This is a genomic window from Pseudomonas fluorescens (assembly GCF_001708445.1).
In the GTDB taxonomy this organism is placed as follows: Bacteria; Pseudomonadota; Gammaproteobacteria; order Pseudomonadales; family Pseudomonadaceae; genus Aquipseudomonas; species Aquipseudomonas gorinensis.
Window position 1 is genome coordinate 5,150,548 of record NZ_CP015637.1, and the last position, 24,952, is coordinate 5,175,499.

At 62.1% G+C, this 24,952-nt stretch carries 25 protein-coding genes; 10 read left to right on the top strand and 15 right to left on the bottom strand.

What is annotated here, in order from left to right:
* Positions 1-10: 10 nt before the first annotated feature.
* The 5 genes from A7317_RS22870 to A7317_RS22890 form a co-directional block, all read right to left on the bottom strand.
* On the bottom strand, positions 11-1,426 hold the full coding sequence (locus A7317_RS22870) for an MFS transporter (protein WP_024077065.1): 1,416 nt from the start codon (positions 1,424-1,426) through the stop codon (positions 11-13).
* A 139-nt stretch (positions 1,427-1,565) separates the two neighbouring features.
* Positions 1,566-2,303 (bottom strand): NAD-dependent epimerase/dehydratase family protein, encoded by a 738-nt coding sequence (locus tag A7317_RS22875; RefSeq protein ID WP_024077064.1) that lies wholly within the window; start codon positions 2,301-2,303, stop codon positions 1,566-1,568.
* Between the two features lie 16 nt (positions 2,304-2,319).
* Positions 2,320-2,952, bottom strand: a complete 633-nt coding sequence (locus tag A7317_RS22880) for a glutathione S-transferase family protein (protein ID WP_024077063.1) — start codon at positions 2,950-2,952, stop codon at positions 2,320-2,322.
* A 170-nt stretch (positions 2,953-3,122) separates the two neighbouring features.
* Complete coding sequence (locus A7317_RS22885; protein ID WP_024077062.1) at positions 3,123-3,356, bottom strand: DUF6124 family protein; 234 nt, start codon at positions 3,354-3,356, stop codon at positions 3,123-3,125.
* A 310-nt stretch (positions 3,357-3,666) separates the two neighbouring features.
* Positions 3,667-4,698: a LacI family DNA-binding transcriptional regulator gene (locus A7317_RS22890; protein ID WP_162163617.1), complete on the bottom strand. Its 1,032-nt coding sequence runs from the start codon at positions 4,696-4,698 to the stop codon at positions 3,667-3,669.
* A gap of 212 nt (positions 4,699-4,910) precedes the next feature.
* On the opposite strand from A7317_RS22890, the gene A7317_RS22895 reads away from it, so the two are divergent.
* Together A7317_RS22895 and A7317_RS22900 are read left to right on the top strand one after the other, a co-directional pair.
* Positions 4,911-5,444, top strand: coding sequence for a gluconokinase (locus A7317_RS22895; RefSeq protein ID WP_024077060.1), 534 nt, complete (start codon positions 4,911-4,913; stop codon positions 5,442-5,444).
* An 84-nt stretch (positions 5,445-5,528) separates the two neighbouring features.
* On the top strand, positions 5,529-6,881 hold the full coding sequence (locus tag A7317_RS22900) for a GntP family permease (protein ID WP_024077059.1): 1,353 nt from the start codon (positions 5,529-5,531) through the stop codon (positions 6,879-6,881).
* A gap of 157 nt (positions 6,882-7,038) precedes the next feature.
* On the opposite strand, the gene alaC is transcribed toward A7317_RS22900, so the two are convergent.
* Positions 7,039-8,250 carry an alanine transaminase gene (alaC, locus tag A7317_RS22905; protein ID WP_069076890.1) on the bottom strand — a complete coding sequence of 404 codons (1,212 nt, stop codon included), beginning with the start codon at positions 8,248-8,250 and terminating at the stop codon, positions 7,039-7,041.
* Positions 8,251-8,445: 195 nt separating this feature from the next.
* Here alaC and A7317_RS22910 point away from each other — a divergent pair, with 195 nt between their 5' ends.
* Positions 8,446-8,925, top strand: a complete 480-nt coding sequence (locus tag A7317_RS22910; RefSeq protein WP_069076891.1) for a GyrI-like domain-containing protein — start codon at positions 8,446-8,448, stop codon at positions 8,923-8,925.
* A gap of 255 nt (positions 8,926-9,180) precedes the next feature.
* Here A7317_RS22910 and A7317_RS22915 read toward each other — a convergent pair whose 3' ends face one another.
* Positions 9,181-9,690 (bottom strand): GNAT family N-acetyltransferase, encoded by a 510-nt coding sequence (locus A7317_RS22915; RefSeq protein WP_069076892.1) that lies wholly within the window; start codon positions 9,688-9,690, stop codon positions 9,181-9,183.
* Between the two features lie 145 nt (positions 9,691-9,835).
* Between A7317_RS22915 and A7317_RS22920 the strand changes: the two genes are divergently transcribed.
* From A7317_RS22920 to A7317_RS22935, 4 genes are read left to right on the top strand one after another with little or no spacing between them, the layout of a single operon-like run.
* Complete coding sequence (locus tag A7317_RS22920; protein ID WP_024077055.1) at positions 9,836-10,255, top strand: YybH family protein; 420 nt, start codon at positions 9,836-9,838, stop codon at positions 10,253-10,255.
* Between the two features lie 43 nt (positions 10,256-10,298).
* Positions 10,299-10,643 carry a YciI family protein gene (locus A7317_RS22925; RefSeq protein WP_024077054.1) on the top strand — a complete coding sequence of 115 codons (345 nt, stop codon included), beginning with the start codon at positions 10,299-10,301 and terminating at the stop codon, positions 10,641-10,643.
* Positions 10,644-10,677: 34 nt separating this feature from the next.
* Positions 10,678-11,154: an SRPBCC family protein gene (locus A7317_RS22930; protein ID WP_069076893.1), complete on the top strand. Its 477-nt coding sequence runs from the start codon at positions 10,678-10,680 to the stop codon at positions 11,152-11,154.
* Positions 11,151-12,374 (top strand): RNA polymerase sigma factor, encoded by a 1,224-nt coding sequence (locus A7317_RS22935; protein ID WP_069076894.1) that lies wholly within the window; start codon positions 11,151-11,153, stop codon positions 12,372-12,374. The genes A7317_RS22930 and A7317_RS22935 overlap by 4 nt, the downstream gene beginning before the upstream one ends.
* A 124-nt stretch (positions 12,375-12,498) precedes the next feature.
* Here A7317_RS22935 and A7317_RS22940 read toward each other — a convergent pair whose 3' ends face one another.
* Positions 12,499-13,353 carry a LysR family transcriptional regulator gene (locus A7317_RS22940; protein WP_069076895.1) on the bottom strand — a complete coding sequence of 285 codons (855 nt, stop codon included), beginning with the start codon at positions 13,351-13,353 and terminating at the stop codon, positions 12,499-12,501.
* 88 nt (positions 13,354-13,441) lie between these two features.
* On the opposite strand from A7317_RS22940, the gene A7317_RS22945 reads away from it, so the two are divergent.
* A complete protein-coding gene (locus tag A7317_RS22945) occupies positions 13,442-13,954 on the top strand; it encodes a multidrug/biocide efflux PACE transporter (protein ID WP_069076896.1) in 513 nt (170 codons plus the stop codon).
* Here A7317_RS22945 and A7317_RS22950 read toward each other — a convergent pair.
* Complete coding sequence (locus tag A7317_RS22950) at positions 13,853-14,611, bottom strand: SDR family NAD(P)-dependent oxidoreductase (protein ID WP_024077049.1); 759 nt, start codon at positions 14,609-14,611, stop codon at positions 13,853-13,855. The genes A7317_RS22945 and A7317_RS22950 overlap by 102 nt on opposite strands.
* Before the next feature lie 106 nt (positions 14,612-14,717).
* Here A7317_RS22950 and A7317_RS22955 point away from each other — a divergent pair, with 106 nt between their 5' ends.
* Entirely contained in the window at positions 14,718-15,614 is an 897-nt protein-coding gene (locus tag A7317_RS22955; protein ID WP_024077048.1) for a LysR family transcriptional regulator, read from the top strand.
* Here A7317_RS22955 and A7317_RS22960 read toward each other — a convergent pair.
* Complete coding sequence (locus A7317_RS22960; protein ID WP_024077047.1) at positions 15,611-16,528, bottom strand: LysR family transcriptional regulator; 918 nt, start codon at positions 16,526-16,528, stop codon at positions 15,611-15,613. The genes A7317_RS22955 and A7317_RS22960 overlap by 4 nt on opposite strands.
* 104 nt (positions 16,529-16,632) lie before the next feature.
* Between A7317_RS22960 and A7317_RS22965 the strand changes: the two genes are divergently transcribed.
* The gene (locus tag A7317_RS22965; protein ID WP_024077046.1) at positions 16,633-17,415 is read left to right on the top strand and encodes a 5-oxoprolinase subunit PxpA; all 783 of its coding nucleotides are present in this window, start codon (positions 16,633-16,635) and stop codon (positions 17,413-17,415) included.
* Between the two features lie 240 nt (positions 17,416-17,655).
* On the opposite strand, the gene nagE is transcribed toward A7317_RS22965, so the two are convergent.
* From nagE to A7317_RS22990, 5 genes are read right to left on the bottom strand one after another with little or no spacing between them, the layout of a single operon-like run.
* Complete coding sequence (nagE, locus tag A7317_RS22970; RefSeq protein ID WP_069076897.1) at positions 17,656-19,362, bottom strand: N-acetylglucosamine-specific PTS transporter subunit IIBC; 1,707 nt, start codon at positions 19,360-19,362, stop codon at positions 17,656-17,658.
* 26 nt (positions 19,363-19,388) lie between these two features.
* Positions 19,389-21,899: a phosphoenolpyruvate--protein phosphotransferase gene (gene ptsP / locus A7317_RS22975; RefSeq protein ID WP_069076898.1), complete on the bottom strand. Its 2,511-nt coding sequence runs from the start codon at positions 21,897-21,899 to the stop codon at positions 19,389-19,391.
* Positions 21,900-21,935: 36 nt separating this feature from the next.
* A complete protein-coding gene (locus tag A7317_RS22980; protein WP_041161013.1) occupies positions 21,936-22,946 on the bottom strand; it encodes an SIS domain-containing protein in 1,011 nt (336 codons plus the stop codon).
* The gene (gene nagA / locus A7317_RS22985) at positions 22,939-24,045 is read right to left on the bottom strand and encodes an N-acetylglucosamine-6-phosphate deacetylase (protein ID WP_069076899.1); all 1,107 of its coding nucleotides are present in this window, start codon (positions 24,043-24,045) and stop codon (positions 22,939-22,941) included. The genes A7317_RS22980 and nagA overlap by 8 nt, the downstream gene beginning before the upstream one ends.
* A 51-nt stretch (positions 24,046-24,096) precedes the next feature.
* The gene (locus A7317_RS22990; protein ID WP_069076900.1) at positions 24,097-24,828 is read right to left on the bottom strand and encodes a GntR family transcriptional regulator; all 732 of its coding nucleotides are present in this window, start codon (positions 24,826-24,828) and stop codon (positions 24,097-24,099) included.
* Positions 24,829-24,952: the final 124 nt, after the last annotated feature.

Here is a 24,952-nt window from a genome sequence, read left to right on the forward strand (position 1 = left end):
ATCGTTGCCGTCAGTGGGCGATATTTTCCAACGCCAGATTGCGCGTACGCGGTCCGAACCAACTGATGGTGATCATCACGATCAACATGCTGCCGGCGATAAACGCCAACACGCCCGGAGTGCCCAGGTGTTCGAGGATAAAACCGATCAACAGGCTGCTGAACACCGTGGACAAGCGGCTGAACGAATAACAGAACCCCACCGCCCGCGCGCGGATATTGGTCGGGAACAGTTCGCTCTGGTACGAGTGATAACTGAAGCTCAACCAGGCATTGCAGAAGGTGATCATCACCCCGCAGATCACCAACCCTACCGCCGTGGTCTGCAGGGCGAACAGGCTACCGAAGATCATCGCGCCCATGGCCGAGCCGACAATCTGCCATTTGTTTTCAAAGCGGTTGGCCACCTTCACGAACAACAACGGCCCCAAGGGGTAGGCGAGCGTGATGATAAAGGCGTAGAGCAAGCTGTGGGTCACGCTGACACCCTGGCCCGAGAGCAACGCCGGCAGCCAGTTGCCAAAGCCGAAAAAACCGATGGCCTGGAACACATGGAACACAATCAGCATCAACGCACGGCGGCGGTACGGGGGTTGCCAGATATCGGCAAAGCGGCCGCTGCCTTGCACGCTGACGGTTTCCGGTTCGGGCTCATCCAGCGGCTGGCCGTAATCCTTCTGACAGCGGGCTTCGAGGTTGTCCATGATCGCACTGGCTTCGCCGAAACGACCTTTCTGCGCCAGCCAGCGCGGTGATTCCGGCAGGCGCTTGCGCAGTTGCCAGATAAATAGCGCAAACACTGCACTCGACAGCACTACCCAGCGCCAGCCGGCGACGCCGAACGGCGCCTGGGGCACCAGCCACCACGACATCAAGGCCACCGCCGGCACCGACAGGAACTGGATGAAAAACGCAAAGGCGAACGCCGAGCTACGCATGCGCTTGGGCACCAGTTCCGACAGGTAAGCGTCGATGGTGACCAGCTCGATGCCCAGACCGATGCCCACCAGGAAGCGCATGCAGATGATGCCCAGGGCGGACGTCTGGATGCCCATCAACACCGTGGCGACGGTGTACCAGATCAACGCGAAGGTGAAGATCGCCCGGCGCCCGAAGCGGTCGGCGATGGGGCTGAGCAGGCTGGCCCCGAGGAACAGGCCAAGAAAGGTCGCCGAGGCGAACGCGGCCTGGTCGGAGAAGCCGAATACACCGCCGCTGCCGGTGGCAAAGATGCCGTCCTTGATCAGCCCCGGGCTGATGTAGGCGGTCTGGAACAGGTCATACAGCTCGAAAAAACCGCCAATCGACAGCAGCGCCACCAGGCGCCAGATACTGGCGACAGCCGGCAGGCGGTCGATGCGCGCGCTGATATGGGCGGCACGGACCGGGTCGATGCCGTCCGTGGCAGAGGCAGTGAGTGTCGACATGGGGCAGATTCCAGGGGCAGTGAAGTGGAATCTTAGCCTGCTAACGGAAATCGCCGCTTGTGAAGTTGCCCGCGATGGCACGCCGATTCGCTGATTTATTGCGCGTCGGCGTGGTGTTTCAAGGTTTTATGGCGTGTGCTCAGAAGGTGATCGGAATTTCAAAGGCCTGGAACGCGTCATCCACCGGTTGATAGCCCAGCACGCGCGTGGTTTCGCTTAAATCCAGGCGCTTGAAGCGGTTATTGGAGATGCCATGGGCGATCAGGTGTTTGACGCCGGCTGTTTCCACTGCACGTTGCAGCAATTGCACCGCGTCACGGGGGCTAAGCCAGGCGCTGAGGTCGCGGGCGTTGCGCAGGTCATGGGCCTCGGGGAATTCGAAGGCGCCGATGCGCAGGGCGATGGTCGATAGCGGGGTTTTCGCTGCGTAATAACCGCATAACGCCTCGCCGTAGCATTTGCTCACGCCATACAGGTTGGCAGGCAGCACGGGCATACCGGGAGTGATCTGGCGGTCTACCGGGTAGCCTTCGATGGTCTGGGCGCTGCTGGCAAATACCAGGCGCTGCACGCCTGCGGCCACGGCGGCTTCGAACAGGTAGGTAGTGGCGAGGATATTGTTGGGCAGCAACTCCTCGAACGACGCGCTGGCGTGGGGGATGCCCGACAGGTGCACGATCACGTCGATGCCTTCGAGCAGGGCGGTGAGGGTGGAGCGGTCGCTAAGGTCGGCGTGTACGAAGCGGTGGTCACCCAGGTCGAAATCCGGCGCGACGCGGTCAGTGAGGGTGAAACGGTAGCGGTCTTTCGAAGCCTCGAAAAAGGTCTTGCCGATTCTGCCGCAAGCGCCGGTGAGCAGTACGTTGAATCCTTTCACGTGCTCGTCCTTGTGCTTAATTGTGACCGTCGAGGGCGAAGGTCTTGAAGCCGGCGTGCTGGCTGAGCCGCTGGTAGTACGCCGCAATGGCCGGGTAGGGCGGCCGCTGCATGGGCGTCATCTGCCAGCGATGCACCGAGAGGCCGATCAGGATGTCGGCGAGGGTGAAATCATCACCGGCCACGTAGGCGCCGGTTTTAGCCAACTGTTGTTCCAGCAGCCCCATCTTGTCGTTCCAGGCCTGCACGCCGGCTGCGATGCGTTGCGGGTCCTGATGGTCGGGGCTATTGCGCACCAGCGCCTGGAAGGCATAGCCCCAAGACGGGTTGAGTTCGGTCGCTTGCCAGTCCATCCACTGCTCGACCCGCGCGCGCGGTGCGGGTTCGATGGGCAGCAGGTCGTGGCGTTGGTAGAGGTTCACCAAATAGCGGCAGATGGTGTTGGATTCCCACAGCACACCGTGGTCATCGATCAGTACCGGTATTTGGGCATTGGGGTTCAGGGCCAGGAATTCGGCGGATTGGGTGGGTTTGAAACCGATGCCCCAGTCTTCGCGCACGTAGTCTATGCCCAGTTCCTGGCAGGTCCACAGGACTTTGCGCACGTTGATCGACGAGGTACGGCCCAAGATTTTCAGTGAGTGTCCCATGGTGCTTTCCTGGCGGTGGAGAGTGGTTAATCTAGCAGGGGCCAAGTAGGCACGGTTAAAAAATGTGGGAGGGGGCTTGCCCTCGATAGCGGTGAGTCAGTCAGCCTGTCTGTAGCTGACCCACTGAAATCGGGGGCAAGCCCCCTCCCACATTTTTATCCAGTAGGGCCTTAGCAGCGTGGTGCGTGCTGGTCCATGGCTTTGCCCACCAGCAACACGCTTAGTTCGCTCAATTGGTGAATGGCCAGGGCAACATCACGGTGTTTGCCGGTAAGGTCATCAGACAGGTCGAGCAGCAAGGTGCTGACGGAGCACACGGTTTCGTAGCTGTTGATCAGCAGGGTTTCGGTGGGGACATCGGGGATGAGCGTGAACAGCGTAGTCGGGGGATTGACGCTTTGCATGGTTGAAGTACCTGGCTGTGCCAACACCCTAATCGCTACTAAACGAATGGGTGGCAGCTGTACGCAGGTTAGTAGACCGGTAATCCCACACAAACCCGGCGCACCCGAAGGCGCCCTACGCACAGCCACCATGGTTGGCTTATGCATATGTGTGGAGAGCTTCAGGCTACTAAACCCGATCACCGAGAAATTCAGCGACCGGCAAACCTTAAAGATCACCCCTCAAGCGCACAAGCCGGCGGATTCTGACGTAAGCGTAGGCAACCGGGCAAGGCGCTTACCGCAATGTCAGCCTCATCCTACAGGCGTCCTACGTGCTTTCCCGCACCTGCAATTCAAACCCCATATCCACTACCGGCTTGGCGATCTTGTTACCCGCCATGATCGTCAACAAATGCTCCGCCGCACGTCGACCGATCGCTTCCCTGGGGGTGCTGATGCTGCTCAAGCGCGGCACCATGAAAGACGACGCTGGCAGGTCGTTAAAGCCCAGCACGGCCACGCGCTCCGGCACGTTGATGCCATGGCGCAGGGCTTCCAGCAGCGCACCTTGCGCCAGGTCGTCGTTGCCGAAGAAGATCGCGTCCACATCCGGGTGCGCCGCCAGCAATTGCAGGAACAGCTCGCCACCCAGGCCGACCGAGGAAGGGCGCGGTGTCAGCAGTTCCAGCGCCGGGTCGTACAGCCCTGCTTGTTGCAACGCCCGGCGGAAACCCTCGCCGCGCAGCAGGGTACGTTGGTCCAGTTGCGCACCGATATAGGCCAGGCGCTTGCGCCCACGGGAGAGCAAATGCGCCGCTGCCGTTTCACCTGCGGCCAACTGCGAGAAACCCACGCAGTTCACGCCCGCATTCGGGTCCAGATCCATCATGTACACACAGGGCACATTGCTGGCCTCGACCATCCGTCGCGCGCTTTCGGTGCGATCGAACCCGGTCAGCAGCAACCCCCGTGGCTGGTAGGCCATGTAGTTGCGCAGCAGGTTTTCTTCTTCATCGCGCGAGTAATGGGAGTTGCCGATCAGTACTTCGAACCCCTTGGGCTGCAGTACCTGATGGATGGCTTCGAGGGTTTCGATAAACAGCAGGTTGGACAACGACGGCACCAACACCACCACCGAATGGCTCTGGGCCGAAGCCAGGGCACGGGCGGCGGGGTTGACCACATAGTTGAGTTCGGCGGCGGCTCGCTGCACTTTTTCCACCAGTTCGGTGGCCACGGTGCTGATGCCGCGCAGCGCGCGCGAGGCGGTAATCGGGCTGACGCCGGCCAGGCGGGCGACTTCATTGAGGGTAGGGCGACCGGTGGTGCGGGTATTTTTATCGTTCTTAGAGGTCATCAGGCGGCTTGCCAAACAAAAATCGAGGCACTAAGGTAGCGCTGTCTCCAAAAGGCTGCAAATTATTGAACTTTGGGTTGCCTGATCCGGTTCAAATGATTGGAGCGGATGCACGCGTCACTCCATAAAAATGACAAGACGGCGCGGGAAAAGCCTGTTTTTGCACTCGCCTTACAGCGTGCAAAGGTAGCGCTATCTGCGTCCTGAGGTGTTCCATGAGTCAACCTGTTACCGCCCTGGTCATCATGGGTGTTGCCGGCTGTGGCAAGACCAGCGTCAGCGAGGCCCTGTGCCGCCTGAACGGTGCCACGGCCATTGAAGGCGACAGCTTTCACCCCGCCGCGAACATCGAAAAGATGAGCGCCGGCCACCCCCTCAACGACGACGACCGCGCCGGCTGGCTCGACATCCTGTGCGATGAACTGCGCCGCTCGCTCAAAGCCGGTGAACACCCGGTACTCACCTGCTCCGCGCTGAAAAAGAAATACCGCGACCACCTGCGCGAAGCCGCGCCTGGCCTGGGCTTTGTATTCCTGGAACTGACCCGTGAAGTCGCCGCCGACCGCGTGTCCCATCGCCCCGGCCATTTCATGCCGGCCAGCCTCATAGACAGCCAGTTCGCCACCCTTGAATCGCCCAAGGGCGAGCCCCTGACCCTGGCTCTAAACGCCAGCGAAGACAGCGTCGAGGCGCTGGCCGAGCAGACCAACGCCTGGTGGCTGCAACACGGTTTTGAACCAACCCGATAATTTTTTGCCGGACAAGATAGCGCTATCCCCGGCAGGAAATTCAACACCCGTTTTAATAACAACAACAAACAGGAGAGACCCCCCATGTTTGGCATGTCCCACGAGTCGTACCTGCTGTTAGATGCAGTCGTTACCATCATCGGGCTGATCGTATTGATTACCCGGTTCAAGGTTCACCCGTTCATTGCGCTGATCATCGCGGCCGGCTTCCTCGGCCTGACCTCGGGTATGCCCGTGGACAAGATCATCAAGGCATTCCAGGACGGTTTCGGCGGGGTGCTTGGCTTTGTCGGCATCATCCTCGCGCTGGGTACGATGCTCGGCAAGATGATGGCTGAATCCGGCGGTGCCGATCAGATCGCCCAGACCTTGATCCGCGCCTTCGGCAAGGAAAAGGTCCAGTGGGCCATGATGTTCGCCGCGTTCCTGGTGGGCATTCCGCTGTTCTTCGAGATCGGCTTTGTGCTGTTGATCCCGTTGGTGTTTATCGTTGCGCGCCGTACCGGCGTGTCGCTGATCAAGATCGGTATCCCGTTGCTGGCCGGCCTGTCGGCGGTGCACGGCCTGGTGCCACCGCACCCGGGTCCACTGCTGGCCATCGGCGTGTTTGGCGCGGATATCGGCAAGACCATCCTGTATGGCCTGATCGTCGCACTGCCGACGGCCATCATTGCCGGCCCGATCTTCGGTACGTTCATTGCCAAGTACATTCCCGGCAACCCGTCCCAGGAGCTGGTCGACCAATTGGCCCGCGAGTCGGAGCACAAGACGTTGCCGAGCTTCAGCATCACCCTGATCACCGTGCTGCTGCCGGTGTTCCTGATGCTGCTGAAAACCTTCGCCGACATCGCCCTGGCCGAAGGCCACGTGGTGCGCAACTGGATGGACATGATCGGTCACCCGATCAGCGCCTTGCTGCTGGCCTTGCTGCTGTCGCTGTACACCTTTGGCCATCGCCAGGGTATCCACTCCAAACAAATCCTCAAGCTGCTCGACGCCAGCCTGGCGCCGACCGCCGCGATCATCCTGATCATCGGTGCCGGTGGTGGCTTCAAGCAGATGCTGGTGACCAGCGGTGTGGGTGACGTGATCGGCCATATGGCGGTCAACGCGCAGATCAACCCGATTTTGCTGGCGTGGCTGGTGGCGGCGGTGATTCGTGTGGCGACGGGTTCGGCGACCGTAGCGACCATTACGGGGGCTGGCATTGTGGTGCCGGTGGTGGGGATGATCCCAGGGGTCAACCGCGAGCTGCTGGTACTGGCGACCGGGGCGGGCTCGTTGATCCTGTCTCACGTCAACGATGCTGGCTTCTGGCTGGTCAAGCAGTACTTCAACATGACCGTGGCCGAGACATTCAAGACCTGGACGGCGATGGAAACCATCCTGTCGGTGGTGGCGCTGATCTTTATCATGTTGCTGTCGTTGGTGGTCTAACAGACACACCACAAGGCCAGGGTGAAAACCCAATCAAATGTGGGAGGGGGCTTGCCCCCGATATAGGGGGTCAATCACTGCATCTGGTGACTGACCCACCGCTATCGGGGGCAAGCCCCCTCCCACATGTTGACCGTATTTGTTCTGGTGGATCGGGTCAGGCTTTAGCGACTAACCCATCCGCCCGGAACATCCCGCGAATCCCCCGCACCGCCTGGCGAATCCGGTCCTGGTTCTCGATCAGTGCAAAGCGCACATGGTCATCGCCATACTCACCAAAGCCGATCCCCGGCGACACGCACACCTTGGCTTCCTGCAGCAGTTTCTTGGCAAATTCCAGCGAGCCCATGGCGGCATAGGCTTCGGGAATTTTCGCCCAGACGTACATCGACGCCTTCGGGTTCTCGACCATCCAGCCCAGTTCATGCAGGCCCTTGACCAGCACATTGCGGCGCTGGCGGTACTGCTCGGCGATGTCCTTGACGCACTGTTGGTCGCCTTCCAGCGCCGCAATCGCGGCGACTTGCAGCGGGGTAAAGGTGCCGTAGTCGTGGTAGCTCTTGATCCGTGCCAGCGCGTTGACCAGTTCCGGGTTACCGACCATGAAACCAATACGCCAGCCGGCCATGTTGTAGCTCTTGGACAGGGTGAAAAACTCCACCGCAATATCCTTTGCCCCAGGCACCTGCATGATCGAGGGGGCTTTCCAGCCGTCGTAGACAATGTCCGCGTACGCCAGGTCATGCACCACCAGTACGTCGTACTGTTTGGCCAGCGCAATCACCCGTTCGAAGAAATCCAACTCCACACACTGCGCGGTGGGGTTGGACGGGAAGCCCAGGATCATCATCTTCGGCTTGGGGATCGAGCCGCGAATCGCCCGTTCCAGCTCGGCGAAGAAGTCCACGCCGGGCACCAGCGGCACCGAACGCACCTGGGCACCGGCAATCACGGCACCGTAGATATGAATCGGGTAGCTCGGGTTGGGCACCAGTACGGTGTCGCCCTGGTCCAGGGTGGCCAGCATCAAGTGCGCCAGGCCTTCCTTGGAACCGATGGTGACGATGGCTTCCGACTCGGGGTCGATGTCCACGTCGTAGCGGTCTTTGTACCAGCGTGAAATCGCCCGGCGCAGACGTGGAATGCCTTTGGAGGTGGAGTAGCCGTGGGTATCTTCACGCTGGGCGACGGTGACCATTTTCTCCACGATATGGGGAGGCGTGGCGCCGTCGGGGTTACCCATGCTCAAGTCGATGATGTCTTCGCCGCGCCGACGCGCAGCCATCTTCAGCTCGGCAGTGATATTGAACACGTAAGGGGGGAGTCGATCGATGCGCGCAAAGCGGCGCGGCGAACCTTGGTCGGCCATTGTTGCCTCGGAGTACGTAAGCGCCCGGAACCGTCCGAGCGACGTTGGCCACTGCGGTGGCCTGCGGGGCAGACAATACGGTCGATGATGGCCAGTTGTCCAGATGCGTAGGAAAATTTTCTGCATGGAGTACAGCGCGGATATACCCCTATACTCGATATGGGTTTGTTCCCTCATAAGAAGGAGACTGTTCAGATGGATCAGCAGACAACACAACCGTTAGAGCCGCGCATGAAAGACGGCAAAGCCCTGGTAATCGCGGGGGTGCAAGGGCGTTATTCGAAGGCCACGGCGGGCGATATCCCCAAGCTGTGGGGCGTGTTTGACGACAGCGTAAAACACATCAAGAAACGCGTCGGCGGTGTGACCTACGGCGTTTGCCATAACCCCAGCCACGGTGAATTCGATTACATGGCGGGGGTGGAAGTGCCGTCCAAAGGCGATGTGCCGAGCAACTTCGAGTTCGTCGAACTGCCTGCGCACCACTACGCCGTGTTCCCGCACTATGGCCCGGTGCAGGCGCTGGAGCAGACCTACGAGCGCATCATGTTCGAGTGGTTGCCGCACTCGGGCTACAAGGTGGCGGGGGCGGATTTCGAGCGCTACAGCGCGGATTTCGATGTACGCAAGGGCACGGGGACGGTGGAGATCTGGTTGCCCGTGGAACCCCGGTAACCGGCAGGCTGAACACGTCCCTCTGTGGCGAGCGGGCTCGCCCTGCGTTGGGCTGCGCAGCGGCCCCAAAACCTACCGCTGCGGTTCACCCGGAAGAATGCGGCAGCGCTGAATAGGGCTGCTGCGCAGCCCCTCGGCAGAGCCATGGTTAAGACGCATGGCGCGAACTTGGCTGTCGGGTTGCTGAGCGATAACTGAAGTATTCATGTCGCATATTCATTACTTTTTATCGGGTAAGTTATCTATACGTGACATTTAAAGCAGGCCAACACCGTATCGACCAAACACCCACCTCAACCTCCGCTCATACCCAACCCGCCCCTGATACGCCTCCCCGCTGTCCACCCATCCGGCGCCCAGATACAGCCCCATCGCCGCCACATTGTCCGTGTCCACCGACAATTCCAGCGCCTTGATCTGCGGCCACGCCTGTATCGCCGCCGCCGGCAGCGCCTGCAAACACGCCTTGCCAAAGCCCCGGCCCTGCTGCTGCCGATCCACCTGTAGCGCATGCAGCGTGGCGCTGTGTTCATCCGCCCAGTGCGGCAGGCAGGGCGGGCGCTTGAGCAGGAGGAACGCCACCGGACGCTCGTCGGCCAGCAGCGCAAAGCCTTTGACGCCCGGGCTTGGGTTGACCAGCAGGGTGTTGAGTGCGCAATACATGTCGCCGCAAAACGGCAACTGCTCAGGATGAACTTCGAGGGCGCCGACTTGCTGTTGTTGCACAGCATTCAGCGCCTCGTAGGCGACAAGGCGGGTTTGCATCGGGGCGTCCGAACGGCTGCAAAGAAGGGCGCAGTCTAGCGGTTTTGTGCGGCACGAAATTATTTTTCAACGGGCTGTCGATTTGCCCGGAGGCCGTTCGACTAAGGGTGTCTTCCTTGATTTTCCAACCCGAAGGAGTATCGCCATGAGTACCGCAATCAACACCCTGATCGAAGAATGGAAGCAAGCCGTACTTTCCCGGAATATCGATAAGATTGTCAGCTATTACGCCGACGATATCGTCTCGTTCGATGCCGTGAGCGCCCTGCAGTTCAAAGGCAAGGCGGCCTACCGTGCGCACTGGGAAGCGTGCATGGAACACTGCCCCGGCCCCGGCATTTTCGAGTTCCACGAACTGCGTATCGTCGAGTCCCAGGACAGCGCATTCGCCCACTGGCTGGCCCACTGCGGCGGCGCCGGGCCGGACGGTGAAGTGAAGGCCTGCTGGATGCGGGTGACGGCCGGCTATCAACGTTTTAACGGCGACTGGAAGGTGGTGCATGAGCATTGGTCGGCGCCGTTCGACATGGCAAGCGGCACGGCACTGTTCGACCTGAAACCTTGAGCGCCGCAAACTATAGTCAGTCGTTGCGAAAACGGAGAACGCCATGAAATACCTGTGCCTGATCTACAGCAATGAGCAGCTGTTGCACACTTCGCCAGACAGCCCCAAAGACCCGGAGTGTCTCGCCTACGCCCAGTCGATACAGGCCAGCGGGCGCATGCTCGCCGCCGAGCCGCTGGAGTCGGTGAGCACGGCCACCACCGTGCGCATGCGCAATGGCAAGCTGTCGATTACCGACGGGCCCTTTGCCGAAACCAAGGAGCAGCTCGCCGGGTTCTACCTGATCGAGGCGCGGGACTTGAATGAAGCGATCCAGGTGGCCGGTGGCATTCCGGCCGCTCGGGTCGGCAGTGTGGAAGTGCGCCCCGTGCGCGAATTGAATCTCTGACGACAACAACCCTAAGACTCAGGAGGTTTATCCCATGCCCAAGCAACCTGCCGAATTTGAGCTGTCCATCAGCCGCGTGATCGATGCGCCGCGCAGCCGTGTGTTCCGCGCCTGGACCGAACCTGCCCTGTTGCAACAATGGTGGGGGCCCCACGGCATGACCACCCCCGAGTGTGAAATGAACCTGTGGGTCGGTGGCCTGTTCCGCACCCTGATGCGCGCACCGGATGGCAGCGAGTACCCGACCCAGGGCGTGTTCCTGGAGATCGACGCGCCCAACCGCCTGGTGTTCACCGATGCCTTCATGCCGGGCTGGATACCTTCGGGCAAGCCGTTCATGAGCGCTGAAGTCACCTTTGAGGAGCAAGACGGCAAGACCCTCTACACCGCTCGCGCCATGCACTGGAGCGCTGAAGACAAACAGGCCCACGAAGCCATGGGCTTTCACGACGGCTGGGGCCAGAGCCTGGACCGCCTGGTGACGCTGGTGACCCAGGGCATGCGCGATTGACGCCTCCCATCGAGGCGATCTACCGCAGTGAGTCCCGGCGCGTCCTCGCCACGCTGATCCGTTTGCTGGGGGATTTCGACCTCGCCGAAGAAGCCTTGCACGAGGCGTTCTTCGTCGCGGTCGAGCGCTGGCCGCAAGACGGTGTGCCGAGCAACCCACGCGCCTGGCTGGTGTCGACCGGACGCTTCAAGGCCATCGATCGTCTGCGCCGCCAGGCCCGGTTTACCCCGTTGTTGCAGGCGCAGGCCGACGCACTGGAAGCCGCTGACTGGAGTGAGGAAGACGTGGAAGACGACTGTCTGCGCCTGATCTTCACCTGCTGCCACCCTGCGTTGGCGGCCGACGCCCAGACGGCGCTGACCTTGCGTGAGGTCTGCGACCTCACCACCGAAGAAATCGCCCGCGCCTTCCTGGCCACGCCCACCACCATCGCCCAACGCATCGTGCGGGCCAAGGGCAAGATCCGCGAGGCGAAGATTCCCTATCAGGTGCCGTCCCTGGCCGAATTACCCGAACGCCTGGACAGTGTGCTGCGCGTGATTTACCTGGTGTTCAACGAAGGCTACTCGGCGTCCATGGGCGCGGATCTGACCCGCGAAGACCTGACCCGTGAGGCCATCCGCCTCGGTCGCTTGTTGACCCAATTGCTGCCCGAACCGGAAGTCCTGGGCTTGCTGGCGTTGATGCTGCTCCACGAATCCCGCCGCGCCGCGCGCACCTCGGCCAGCGGCGAACTGGTGCTGTTGGATGAACAGGACCGTTCGTTGTGGGATACGTCCTTGATGGCTGAAGGTTGCGCGCTGGTGGAACAGGCACTGACCCAGCGGGGTTTTGGCCCGTATTGCCTGCAAGCGGCGATTGCGGCGGTGCATGCCGAGGCACGCAGCGCCGGGGAAACGGATTGGCCGCAGATTATTGGGCTCTACGATGTATTGCTCAGGGCGGTGCCTTCGCCAGTCATTGAATTGAACCGCGCCGTGGCGGTGGCCATGCGCGATGGACCGTTGGCGGGCTTGCAGCAGGTGGAGGCGATTCTGGCGCGCGGGGAGTTGCAGGATTACCACTTGGCGCATTCGGCGCGGGGCGAGTTTTGCCGGCAGTTGGGACGGGTGGAAGAGGCCCGCAGGGCCTATGAAACAGCCCTGTCACTGACCCAGCAGATCCCTGAAAAACGCTTCCTCGAACACCGCCTGGCCGAACTCGATTCCCCCAAGCAATGAAGATCCAAATGTGGGAGGGGGCTTGCCCCCGATAACAGGGTGTCAGTCACTGTATTAGGTGACTGACCCACCGCTATCGCGGGCAAGCCCCCTCCCACATGTGATCTTCATTGTCTGGGAGATCTCACTCCAACATCTTCCCCAACAACCAACTCCCCGCAGGCCCCGGAGGATGGTGACGGGACCACAGTGCATCCACGGCCACCGAACGCGGCCAGCCGCGTGCCTTGAGTTCGACCAGTTGCCCGCCACCGAAGCGTTCCACCAGCCAGCGGGGAATCGGCGCCCAGCCGAAACCCAACTGGGCCATCTCCAGCAGCATCAGATAACTGGGGGCCGACCAGACGCGGCCGTTGGCGCGGGTTTCGTTCGGGTTGATGATGCTTGCCAGGCGCAATTCGCGGTGCTGTTGCAGGGCGTGCGCCGTGAGGGTATCGAGGCCCGCCAGCGGATGCTTCGGTGACACGAACAGGGCAATCTCGGTGCGCTCGTCCACCGGCGCGCGGGTCAGGTCCGGCGGATACACGTCCTGTTGTTCAATAAACGCGATCTGCGCCCGCCCGCTTTGGACCAGGGCGATCAGGTCTTCGCATTCGGCGATCAGGCATTCCAGCTCAAGGTCCGGGTAGCGTTGTTCAAACGCGCTGAGGGCGACCTCGAAACGGTCGGACTGGTAGGTATCGGACATGGCGATACTCAGCTTCGGCTCCAACCCCTGGGCCAACTGACTCGCCGCCAACTCCAGCCGGCTGCTGGCCTCCAGCACCTGCTCGGCGCGTTGCAACAACACATGGCCTGCGGGCGTCAGTGTCGGCTTGCGGCTGCTGCGGTCAAACAGCACCACATCCAAATCAATCTCCAGGCTCGCCACCGCTGCGCTGACAGTGGACTGGCTCTTGCCGAGCTTGCGCGCCGCCGCCGAGAACGAACCTTGGGTCGCCGCCTGGACAAATGCCTGCAACACTTCGTTAGAGGCCATGACTATCGCCTTGATCGATGGTTATTGGTTATGAAGTATCGAGCCAAGGGGTAATGATGGCAACCATCGTCACTCACGGAGCCGGGTTATGAACCCTACCAAGTCGATTACTGAACGTGTGTGCCAGGCCATTGGTTTCGAGGCCCTGGCGTTGTTGATTTGCACGCCGTTGCTGGCGTGGATCATGGATAAACCGGCCCTGGAAATGGGCATGGTCACCCTGGCGATCAGCCTGTTGGCGCTGACCTGGAACGTGATTTTCAATGGCCTGTTCGACCGCCTCAAGACGCGCTGGCACCTGGCCAACAACGCCTGGACCCGGGGGCTGCATGCCTTGATGTTTGAAGGGGGCTTGATTCTAGTGTGTGTGCCGCTGATTGCCGCCTGGCTGAATATCAGCCTGGTGCAGGCGTTTATCCTCGACATAGGTGTACTGCTGTTTTTCCTGCCGTACACCTATGTGTATCACTGGGGCTATGACGTGCTGCGCGAGAAGTTCCTACAGAAACATGCCGCCCGACGCCTCGATGCGCTGGCCGGTGATCCAGTGGCTGCCGTCGGCGAGCAGGCTGGCAATCGCCCCGCCGATATCATCCGGTAGGCCCGCACGGCCCAGAGCGGTGTTGTTGGCGACCATCGCATTGAGGCTGGCGTTGTCACGCACGGCGCCGCCGCCGAAGTCGGTCTCGATGGCGCCCGGGGCCAGGATGTTGACGCTGATGCCACGTGCACCCAGCTCCTTGGCCTGGTAGCGGGTCAGCACTTCCATCGCGCCTTTCATGGCCGCGTAGGCGGCGTAACCCGGCAGGCTGAAGCGCGCCAGGCCGCTGGACACATTGAGGATGCGGCCGCCGTCGCGGATTAACGGTAACAGCTGCTGGGTCAGGAAAAACGGGCCCTTGAATTGGATCGCCACCAGTTGGTCGAACTGGGCTTCGGTGGTCTCGGCAAAGCTGGCGTGAATGCCAATCCCCGCGTTATTGATCAGAAAATCGAAGCGCTCCTGTGCGAACACATCCTTGAGCACGCCAGCCACTTCGCCAACAAACTGACTGAAGCTCGCGCTCTGGCTGACATCCAGTTGCAGCATGGCCGCGCGGCCACCCAATTGTTCGATCTGCGCGACCAAAGCCTGCGCTTCCTCCGCTTTGCTGTGGTAAGTGCCGATGATGTCCACGCCTTGCGCCGCCAGGTGCAGCGCGGCGTTTTTACCCAGGCCACGGCTGGCGCCGGTGATCAATGCGATTTTGCGGGTCATGATGAATGCCTCTGGATGGGATGGTGGCGCACAGTGTATTTGTGCGCCTATAACGTGATAAACAGCAGTGAATCGGAATCACTGGTCGGATCAGGCGAACAATCCCATGAACAAACTCGAACTGTTGCGCACCTTCGTACGCGTCACCGAACTGTCGAGTTTCACCGGCGCTGGCGAGAGCCTGGGCTTGCCGCGTTCGACGGTGTCCGAGCATGTGCAGGCGCTGGAAGAACTGCTCGGCGCGCGGTTGCTGCAACGCACCACGCGCACGGTGCAAGCCACGCAGGACGGGCGTGTGTTGTATGAGCGCAGCAAGGATCTGCTCGCGCACATGGAGGAACTGGAAGGGCTGTTTCGCCAGGAGGAAGCACAACTGGCCGGGCGTATTCGGCTGGACCTGCCCAACGTGATGGCGCGTGACCTGATCCTGCCGCGCCTGCCGCCCTTCATGGACGCGCACCCGTTGATCGAGCTGGAAATCAGCTGCACCGACCGTCAGGTCGACCTGCTCGCCGAGGGCTTCGATTGCGTGCTGCGCGTGGGCGCGCAGCCGGACCAGTCCGTGGTGGCGCGGCGGTTGTGCAGCCTGCCGATGATCAACTGTGCGAGCGCCACCTACCTGCAACGCTACGGCGTGCCGAAGACCTTGGCCGACCTGGCCGATCACCACCTGGTGCATTACGTGCGCCCGCTGGGTTCGCGCTCGATGGGGTTCGAATACCAGCAGGGCAACAAGGTGCACCGCCTGCCCATGGCCGGGCGGGTCACGGTCAACAGCACCGATGCCTACACGTCGGCCTGCCTGGGCGGCTTCGGGATCATCCAGGTGCCGGCCCTGGGCATGGCGCAGGCGTTGGCCAGTGGTGAGTTGGTGGCGGTGTTGCCGGACTATCCGGCGCCGCCGTTGGACGTGTCTCTGCTCTATGCCGGGCAGCGCCATTTACCGCTGCGGGTGCGGGTGTTCATGGACTGGTTGGCCGCGACCCTGCAAGACCAACTCTAACGCCGTGCCGACAGCTGCTGCGGCGCCAGGAACGCGTCGTGGAAGTAATCGCGGAACGCCTGCATCGCCGGGGTAAACGCCCGTTCGCGGTGCCAGGCCAGGCCGACGCTCATGGGCGTCACCGGGTCGGTCACGGTCAGGGTTTCGATGCGCTTGCCTTCCAGGGACCAGGGCCGATGCACCAGGTCCGACAGGATCGCCACGCCGCTGCCGTTGGCGACCATGCTGCGCACCGCCTCCACCGAGCTGGTGCGCAGCCGCACCTGGGGCGTTTGCCCGGCCTGTTCCCAGTAGCGCATGGCGCTGTGTTCGGCCTCGTCGACGGTGAGCAGGATGTACGGCTCGCGGGCCACATCTGCCAGGCTCACGGCGCCACGTTCGCACAATGGGTGATGGCTGGGCAGCCACAGGCGGCGTTCCGAATTGAAGAGAATTTCCGAGACGATGTCCGGGTGGGTGAGGTTGGCGGTCAGGACCACGGCCATATCAAACCGGCCGTCGAGCAGGCCCTGCTCAATGGCCTGGCGCTCTTGTTCGAACACCTCGATGCTCACATCCGGATGCCAGTGCTCCATGCGTTGCAAGTGGTGCGGCAGGAAATACCCCAGCACGGTGTAGCTGGCTGCCACCCGCAATACGCCGCTGGCGCGGTAGTCGGGCAGGGGGCTGTTCAGTGCGTCGTCGACACTGCGCACAATCACATAGGCACGGTTGAGAAAATGCCGCCCGGCGTCAGTGAGGCTCATGCCCTGGGCCGAGCGTACGAACAACTGCACGCCGAGCAGGGCTTCGAGCTCCTTGATCGCCGTGGTCACGGCAGACTGGGAGATGTTCAAGTGAATCGCCGCCTGGGAAATCTGGCCGATTTCGGCGGTGGCGACGAAATAGCGAATTTGGCGCAAGGTCAGGGACATAGCTTTATCTGATTTTCAGAAGATAGATCATCTGATAATAGATCTTCCCAAGGGGTCAAGCCGCAGCCTACTTTCGAGCATCACCTTTTGGCGGAGCGACCTCAATGCAGGCAGTGGATTTCAATTCAGACATGGGCGAAGGCTTCGGCCCCTGGACCATTGGCGACGGCGTTGACGCGGAACTGATGGCCTACATCAGCTCGGCCAATATCGCCACCGGCTTCCATGCCGGAGACCCCGGCACCATGCGTCGCACCGTCGCGCGCGCCAAGCAACTGGGGGTGGCTATTGGTGCGCACCCCGGCTTTCGTGACCTGGTGGGCTTCGGCCGTCGGCATATCCAGGCGCCGGCCCAGGAGCTGGTCGACGACATGCTCTACCAACTGGGCGCCCTGCGTGAAATCGCCCGTGCCCAGGGTGTGACGCTGCAACATATCAAGCCGCACGGCGCGCTCTACATGCACCTGGCCCGCGACGAAGAAGCCGCGCGGCTGCTGGTACAAAACCTGCAAATCATCGAGCCAACGTTGCTGCTGTATTGCATGCCCAATTCGGTGATCTGGCGCGTGGCCAAGGAGCTGGGGCAGCCGGTGGTGCGCGAGTTTTATGCCGACCGTGAGTACGACCTCACGGGCTCCATTGTGTTTACCCGCCACGTACGTGCGCTGGACCCGGCCACTGTCGCAGCCCGCGTCCTGCGTGCGTGTCAGACGGGGCTGGTGCGGACCGTAGAAGGCGAAGACCTGTTTATTGAGTTCGACTCCATCTGCCTGCACAGCGACACCCCCGGCGCCTTGGAACTGGTGGAAGCCACCCGTGAAGCGTTGGACCAGGCTGGCATAGCGGTAGTGAACGGGCTTGCTGTGGTGAACAGGCTTGAGGTGTGAGCAGGCTGGGTGTGGCAGTTGGCTTGGTGTGTGAACGGGCTTGATGTGGCGAGCGGGCTTGCCCTAATGCCGTTCAGTTAAGGCTTTTTTGTAGGAGCGAGCTTGCTCGCGAAAAACTCACAGGCGCCAACGCGGGGCAAGCCCGCTCGCCACAACAGCCCTGTCTGCCGGGGGGGCAGCGTTGAGCCTAAGTTGTGTAGATACCCATGCTGCGATGAGGTCCATACAGGCAAAGATCAACTAGGCCCCCGCCCCAATCTGCCGACCGCTGACCAACCGCTCCAACGCCTCACCCAAACCCGAGGCTTTGTCACCAATCAGCAAGTGCCAAACACCACTGTCGAGTTGAGTAATACCTTGGCATCCAAGCGCCACAAGCTGAGTTTCGGACAACACCGAATCATCCCCCAGTTCCACCCGCAACCGGGTCATCGCCACCGCTTCCAGCTGACGCACATTCCCTCGGCCACCCAAGGCTGTCAGCCATTTCTCGGTTTCCTCCACATTCACCGCAGCCGGCTTATCCACAGGCGCAACGCTCGCTGGACTTGCAGCAACAAACGCCGGCATCGCCAAGCGAATCTCATCGGCAATGCTATCGGCCATCGGCCCGACTACCACCTGCAAGCTCCCGCCATTTCCGGGCCGAACCACAGCCATGGCGCCCAGAGCTTTGAGTTGCGCATCCACGACCTTGTTGCGATCCACCATATCCAGGCGCAGGCGCGTGGTGCAGGCGCCGACGCTTAGCAAATTCTCTGCACCACCCAGGGCCTGGATATAAGCGGTGGCCCGCTGGTTATCTGTCATCGCTTCGGTTTGTACGACCTGAATATCTTCACGCCCTGGTGTCTTCAGGTTGAACCGACGAATGCAGTAGTTGAACACGCTGTAGTAGATCACCGCATAGGCCAACCCAACCGGGAACACCAACCAGCCATGGGTGGACTTGCCCCAACCCAGCACCATGTCGATAAACCCACCGGAGAAGGTAAAGCCCAGGTGGATATCCAGCATGTTGGTCACGGCCATCGACAGGCCGGTAAGCACTGCGTGAATCAGGTAAAGAAACGGTGCGAGGAACATGAACGCAAATTCAATCGGCTCGGTGACACCGGTCAGAAACGAAGTCAGCGCCATCGACAGGAAAATCCCGCCCATCACCTTGCGCCGCTCCGGCAACGCATTGCGGTACATCGCCAGGCACGCAGCCGGAAGGCCGAACAGCATCACCGGGAACATGCCGGTCATGAACTGGCCGCCTTTGGGGTCGCCGGCGAAATAGCGCGTGAGGTCGCCGGTGACAACCGCGCCGGTCACGGGGTCGGTAAAGGTGCCGAATACGAACCAGGCCATGTTGTTGAGGATGTGGTGCAGGCCGGTGACGATCAGCAGGCGGTTGAATACGCCGAACACGAACGCGCCCAGGCTGCCGCTTTCCATCAGCAGCACGCCGAAGCTGTTGATAGCGTGCTGGATCGGCGGCCAGATCAGGCCGAAGATCACGCCCAGGCCGACTGCGCTGAAGCCCGTGACAATCGGCACAAAGCGTCGCCCGCCAAAGAAGGCCAGGTACTCCGGGAGCTTGATGTCCTTGAAGCGGTTATACAGCCCGCCCGCCATCAGGCCGCTGGCGATACCGGCGAGCATGCCCATGTTGATGGTCGAGTCCATCACCTTGAGGGTAGAGACCATGACCAGGTAACCAATCGCCCCGGCCAGCCCGGCGGTGCCGTTATTGTCGCGGGCAAAACCCACGGCGATACCGATGGCGAAGATCAGCGCCAGGTTGGCGAAGATCGCTTGCCCGGCATCGTGCATCACCGCGATGTTGAGCAGGTCGGTGTCACCCAGGCGCAGCAAGAGGCCGGCGATCGGCAGAATCGCGATCGGCAGCATCAGCGCGCGGCCGAGCCGTTGCAGGCCTTCGATAAAGTATTGGTACATGGCGTGTCTCCCTGTTCTTGTTGTTTTCAGCTCAGCGGCCAGTGGTGTTGACAGGCTTGGCGAACGGCCTTGGCACTGCTCAGGTCGAGCAGCCCTTGGCTCAGTTGCCGGCATTGCGCCGCGTCCAGGTGACGGACGCGGTCTTTGATTTCTCCGATTTGCGGCGGGCTCACGGACAGTTCGCTGACCCCCAGGCCAACCAGTACGGGGGTCGCCAAGGGGTCGGACGCCAGGGCGCCGCACACGCCGACCCAACGGCCATGCTGGGCCGCGCCCGCGCAAGTCTGCGCGATCAGCCGCAGCAGCGCCGGGTGCAAAGCATCCACCCGCGCAGCTAAACCCGCGTGGTCGCGGTCCATGGCCAGGGTGTACTGGGACAGGTCATTGGTGCCGATGGACAAGAAGTCCGCATGCTTGGCCAGTTGTTCGGCCATCAGCGCGGCGGCGGGCACTTCGATCATCACCCCCAGTTCCGGGCGTTGGGTCAGCTCCAGTGCCATGCACAGTTCATCCAGGCGTTGGCGGATGTGCAGCAGTTCGTCGACTTCGCTGACCATTGGCAGCAGGATGCGGCAGCGCGCCAGCGGGCTGACTTGCAGCAGGGCACGCAGTTGCTGGTCGAGCACCTCGGGGCGCACCTGGGCCAGGCGAATGCCGCGCAGGCCGAGCACGGGGTTGGCCTCCACCGGCAGTGGCAGATAGTCGAGCTGCTTGTCGCCGCCCACGTCGATGGTGCGGATGATCACCGACTTGTCGCCCATGGCATCCAGCACGGCCTGGTAGGCCTGGCGCTGTTCCTGTTCGTCCGGCGCAGTGCGGCGGTCGACGAAGAGGAATTCGGTACGCAACAGGCCGACGCCATCGGCGCCGTTTTCAAACGCCACCTGGGCTTCGGCGCTGGAGGCGACATTGGCGGCGACTTCGATGCCCACCCCATCGCGAGTGCGTGCTGGCAATCGGGCCTGGGCCTGTTGCTGCTGGCGCCGCTGTTGCTGTGCGTCACGCAGCTGATGCACCTGGGCATGGCGCGCCTCGCTGGGGGCCAGTTCCAGGCGACCGTTGGCCGCGTCCAGCACCACCCGTTGGCCTTGTGGCGCATCGAGTACGTCGGCGCCCAATGCCACCACGCACGGCAAGCCTTTGCCCCGAGCCAGGATCGCGACGTGGGAGGTGGCGCCACCCTCGGCCATGCAGATGCCCGCCGCCTGTTGCGCACTCAATTGCAGCAGGTCTGAAGGGGTCAGTTCATGGGCGCTGACAATGGCGCCAGGGGGCAATTCGAAATGCCAGGCTTCACCCAACAGCGCCCGCAGCACCCGTTGTTGCAGGTCGCGCAGGTCATTGGCGCGTTCGGCAAACAGCGGCTTGCCCAGGGCCAGCAAGACCGCGCATTGCGCCTGGATTGCATCGCGCCAGGCGTGGGTGGCGGCGCTGCCGTGTTCGATCGCGCGGGTGGCGGCGTCCAGCAGGGCCGGATCCTCCAGTAAGGCGAGGTGGGCGGCGAAGATGTCTTCTTCTTCGGCATTTTTGCGCTGGCGGGCGTGGGCCAGGGTCTGGCGGATATCACCGCGCACGTGCTCAAGGGCCGCATCCAGCCGTTGCAGTTGTTCGTCGGCGCGGTGGTTGCCGGTATCGGCCGGCAACTCGATGCCGGTCAACCGGAACAGTGGCCCGCACACCAGGCCCGGTGCTGCGCACACCCCTTGCAGTACGCCGGTTTCAGTATTCGCACGACGTGGAGCGGCGGTTACCGGCGCGTGAGGTTCTGCGCTGATGGCGACTGACAGTGCGGCGACCAATGCCTGCAACGCCGCCTCGCAATCCTTGCCACGACAGCTGACGCGAACCTCGTCGCCTTCGCCTATGCCCAACCCCATCAAGCCAATCAGGCTGTCGCACGCCGCCGACTTGCCGGCGAAATGCAACTGCGCCTGGCTGCTGAACCCCTGGGCGGTCTTGCGAATCAACGCCGCTGGGCGCGCATGCAAACCGCCGCGGTGGGTGATGCGCACGTTGGCGCTGGCTTCTGCGGCCGAGTTATCCACAGCCGTCTGCGTCGAGGCCGTTGAGCGCAGGCTCACCCGCAGCAGCGGTTCACCGACCTTGACTGTATTGAGTGCCAGCGGTGTCAGCGCGAAGCGATCGCTATTGGTCAGAATGATCAGGCTGACCAGGCTTTTGCACTGGCGCGCAATCCGGTCCAGGTCAAACTGCACCAACGCCTGCCCCTGGCTGACACGGGCGCCTTCCTTGACCAGCAGCGCGAAGCCTTCGCCATTGAGCTCCACCGTGTCGATACCCACATGCAGCAGCAACTCGGCGCCGTTGTCCGTGCGAATCGTCAGGGCGTGGCCGGTGCGGGCGACATGGATGATCACCCCGTCACACGGCGCATGCAGGCAGTCATTCAGGGGGTCGATGGCAATACCGTCGCCCATTGCGCCACTGGCGAAGACTTCGTCGGGAACGTTGCCCAGGGGCAGCACCGGCCCGCTTAACGGGGCGCTGAGGGTCAGTTGATTATTGTTGTTGGACATGGGCACGGTACTCATCAGGAAAACGCAGCAATCGACTCAGTGAGTGCGGGTCACTTTGCTCAGGTGGCGTGGCTGGTCGGGGTCCATTCCACGGGCGACCGCCAGGCCGGCGGCCATCACGTAGAAACTCTGGATGGCCAGAATCGGGTCCAGGCTCGGGTGTTCGGCGCGGCTCAAGGTCAGGTCGCGTTCGGCGATATCGTCCGGCGCGGCCAGCAATACGCGGGCGCCGCGTTGGCGCATGTCGGCGGCCAGGCTCAGCAATCCCGGTTGTTCGGCGCCGCGGGGGGCGAACACCAGCAGCGGGTAGTTTTCGTCGATCAAGGCCATCGGCCCGTGGCGCACTTCGGCGCTGCTGAAGGCTTCGGCCTGGATCGCCGAGGTTTCCTTGAGTTTGAGCGCGGCTTCCTGGGCGATGGCAAACCCGGCGCCACGGCCGATCACCATCAATTGCTGGCAGCCGCGCAGGGCGTCGATGGCTTTCGTCCAATCCTGCCTGGCGGCTTCGCGCAGGTGATCGGGCAGCGCGTGGCAGGCTTGCAACAAATCCGCCTCCTGGTTCCAGTGGCCGATCAACTGCGCGCTGGCGCTGAGGGTAGCGATAAAGCTTTTGGTCGCGGCCACGCTTTGTTCCGGCCCGGCGCACAGCGGCAGGTGGAACTCGCAAGCGGCTTGCAGCGGCGAGTCTTCGGCGTTGACCAGCGAAATGCTCAAGGCGCCGCGTTTGCGCAGCAGGCGCAGGCTATCGACCAGGTCCGGGCTCTGGCCGGACTGGGAAAAGCCGAAAGTCACCTGGCCGCTGACCTTCAAGGGCGCTTGCAGCAAGGTCACCACCGACATCGGCAACGACGCCACCGGAATGCCCACGTGCTGCATGGCCAGGTAGGCGAAGTAGCTGGCGGCGTGGTCCGAACTGCCACGGGCTATGGTCATCGCCACTTGCGGCGGCTGGCGGCGCAGGCGGCCGGCGACCTCTTCCAGCCGCGGGTTCAGACGTTGCAACTGCGCCGCGACGGCGTCACAGGAGGCCAAGGCCTCTTCAAGCATTTTGGAAGACAATGGCTTCTCCTTCGACCATGACGTCGGTGAGGTGCAGGGAACGGTCCAGGCGCACGCAGTCGGCAAAGCTGCCGGGTTGTAGGCGCCCGCGTTCTTCCAGGCCGAGGTAGTCCGCGGGAAATTGCGACAGGCGTTGTGAGGCTTCGCTGATGGGCAGGCCGATTTTCACCAGGTTGCGAAGCGCCTGGTCCATGGTCAGGGTGCTGCCGGCGAGGGTGCCGTCGGCCAGGCGCACGCCGCCCAGGCATTTGGTCACGGTGTGGCTGCCCAGCTTGTATTCGCCGTCCGGCATGCCGGCGGCGGCGGTGGAGTCGGTGACGCAATACAGGCACGGGATCGAACGCAGGGCCACGCGCATGGCGCCAGGGTGGACGTGCAGCAAGTCCGGGATCAGTTCGGCGTACTGTGCGTGGGCCAGCGCGGCCCCCACGATGCCAGGCTCGCGGTGATGCAGCGGGCTCATGGCGTTGTACAGGTGGGTGAAGCTGGTAGCGCCAGCGGCGAGGGCGGCGACGCCTTCTTCATAGCTGCCCAGGGTGTGGCCGATCTGCATGCGCACACCACGTGCACTGAGGGCGCGGATCAGACTGTCATGCCCGGCGATTTCCGGGGCGATGGTGATCACGCGGATCGGCGCCAGGCGCAGGTAGGCTTCCACTTCCGCCATCAATGCGGTGTGGGCGAAGTTGGGCTGCGCGCCGAGTTTGCCTGGGTTGATGTAAGGACCTTCCAGGTGCACACCCAATACGCGGGCGGTGCCGGTTGGACGGTTTTCGCTATAGGTACCGATATCGCCCAGCACGCGGGAAATTTCCTCGACCGGCGCGGTCATGGTGGTGGCCAGCAGCGAGGTGGTGCCAAAGCGCACGTGGGTGCCGGTGATGGTCTCGAACGCGTCGATGCCTTCCATGATGTCTTTGCCGCCGCCGCCATGGACGTGCAGGTCAATAAAGCCTGGCAGCAGGTAGGGCAGGTCGTTGTCGGCCGGGTCGCAAGGCGCGCCTTCAATGGCGACGACCTTGCCGTGTTCATGGACCACGCGGCCGCGAATCCAGCCGTGGGGCGTCAGGATGTTGTCTTCGGACATGGGCAGTTCTCTAAGGCCGCATTCGCGGCAAAGTCATATCGACGCGGCTTTCTAACGTCGAAGCTCGGCGACAAAGTCGTAGTAGTCGTTGCGGCAGTAGGTGTCGGTGATTTCAATCGGCGTGTTGTCGGCGGTGTAGCCGACACGGGTCATCAGCAGCATGGCGGTGCCTGGTGCAATGCCGACCAGTGTGGCGAACTCGTCCGAGGCATTGATCGCCTGGATATGCTGCAAGGCGCGCACGATGGGTTTGCCGATGCCTTCGAGGTATTCGTACAGCGAGTTACCGATGGCTTGTGGGTGCGGCAGCACCGAGGCGGGCATGGCGGTCATTTCGATTGCCATTACCGTGTCATCAGCCTTACGCAGGCGCTTGAGCCGCGCCACTTTGTCAGTCGGTGACAGGCCCAGGCGGATCAGCTCTTCGTGGGTCGGCGGGGTGATTTCGCGTTCCAGCCACTGCGAACTGGGTACGAAGCCCTTGAGCCGCAGCATCTCGCTGAAGCCCGACAGGCGCGACAGCGGTTGCTCCAGGCGAGGCGTGATGAAGGTGCCAGAGCCCTGGCTGCGGCGGATCAGGCCTTGGGCAAACAACACTTCCAGTGCCTTGCGGGCGGTGACCCGGGAAATGCTCAATTGATCGCTGAGGGCGCGTTCCGATGGCAGCGCCTGTTCGGATTTCCACTGGCCGGCATGGATCGCCGCTTCCAGGTTGCGGGCCAATTGCAGGTACAGCGGCGTGGATTGTTTGCCGTCGGGGCGCAGCGTCAGGATGGGGTTCATCGTTAAGGTTTCCGATGCGGTTATTGGAGTGTTGTCGCCCGGTAATGGCCGGAAATTAATACCACTTAAATACCATGTCAATGCTGCCAAAACAGTGCGGGCACTGGTTTCAGGGCATGCTAAT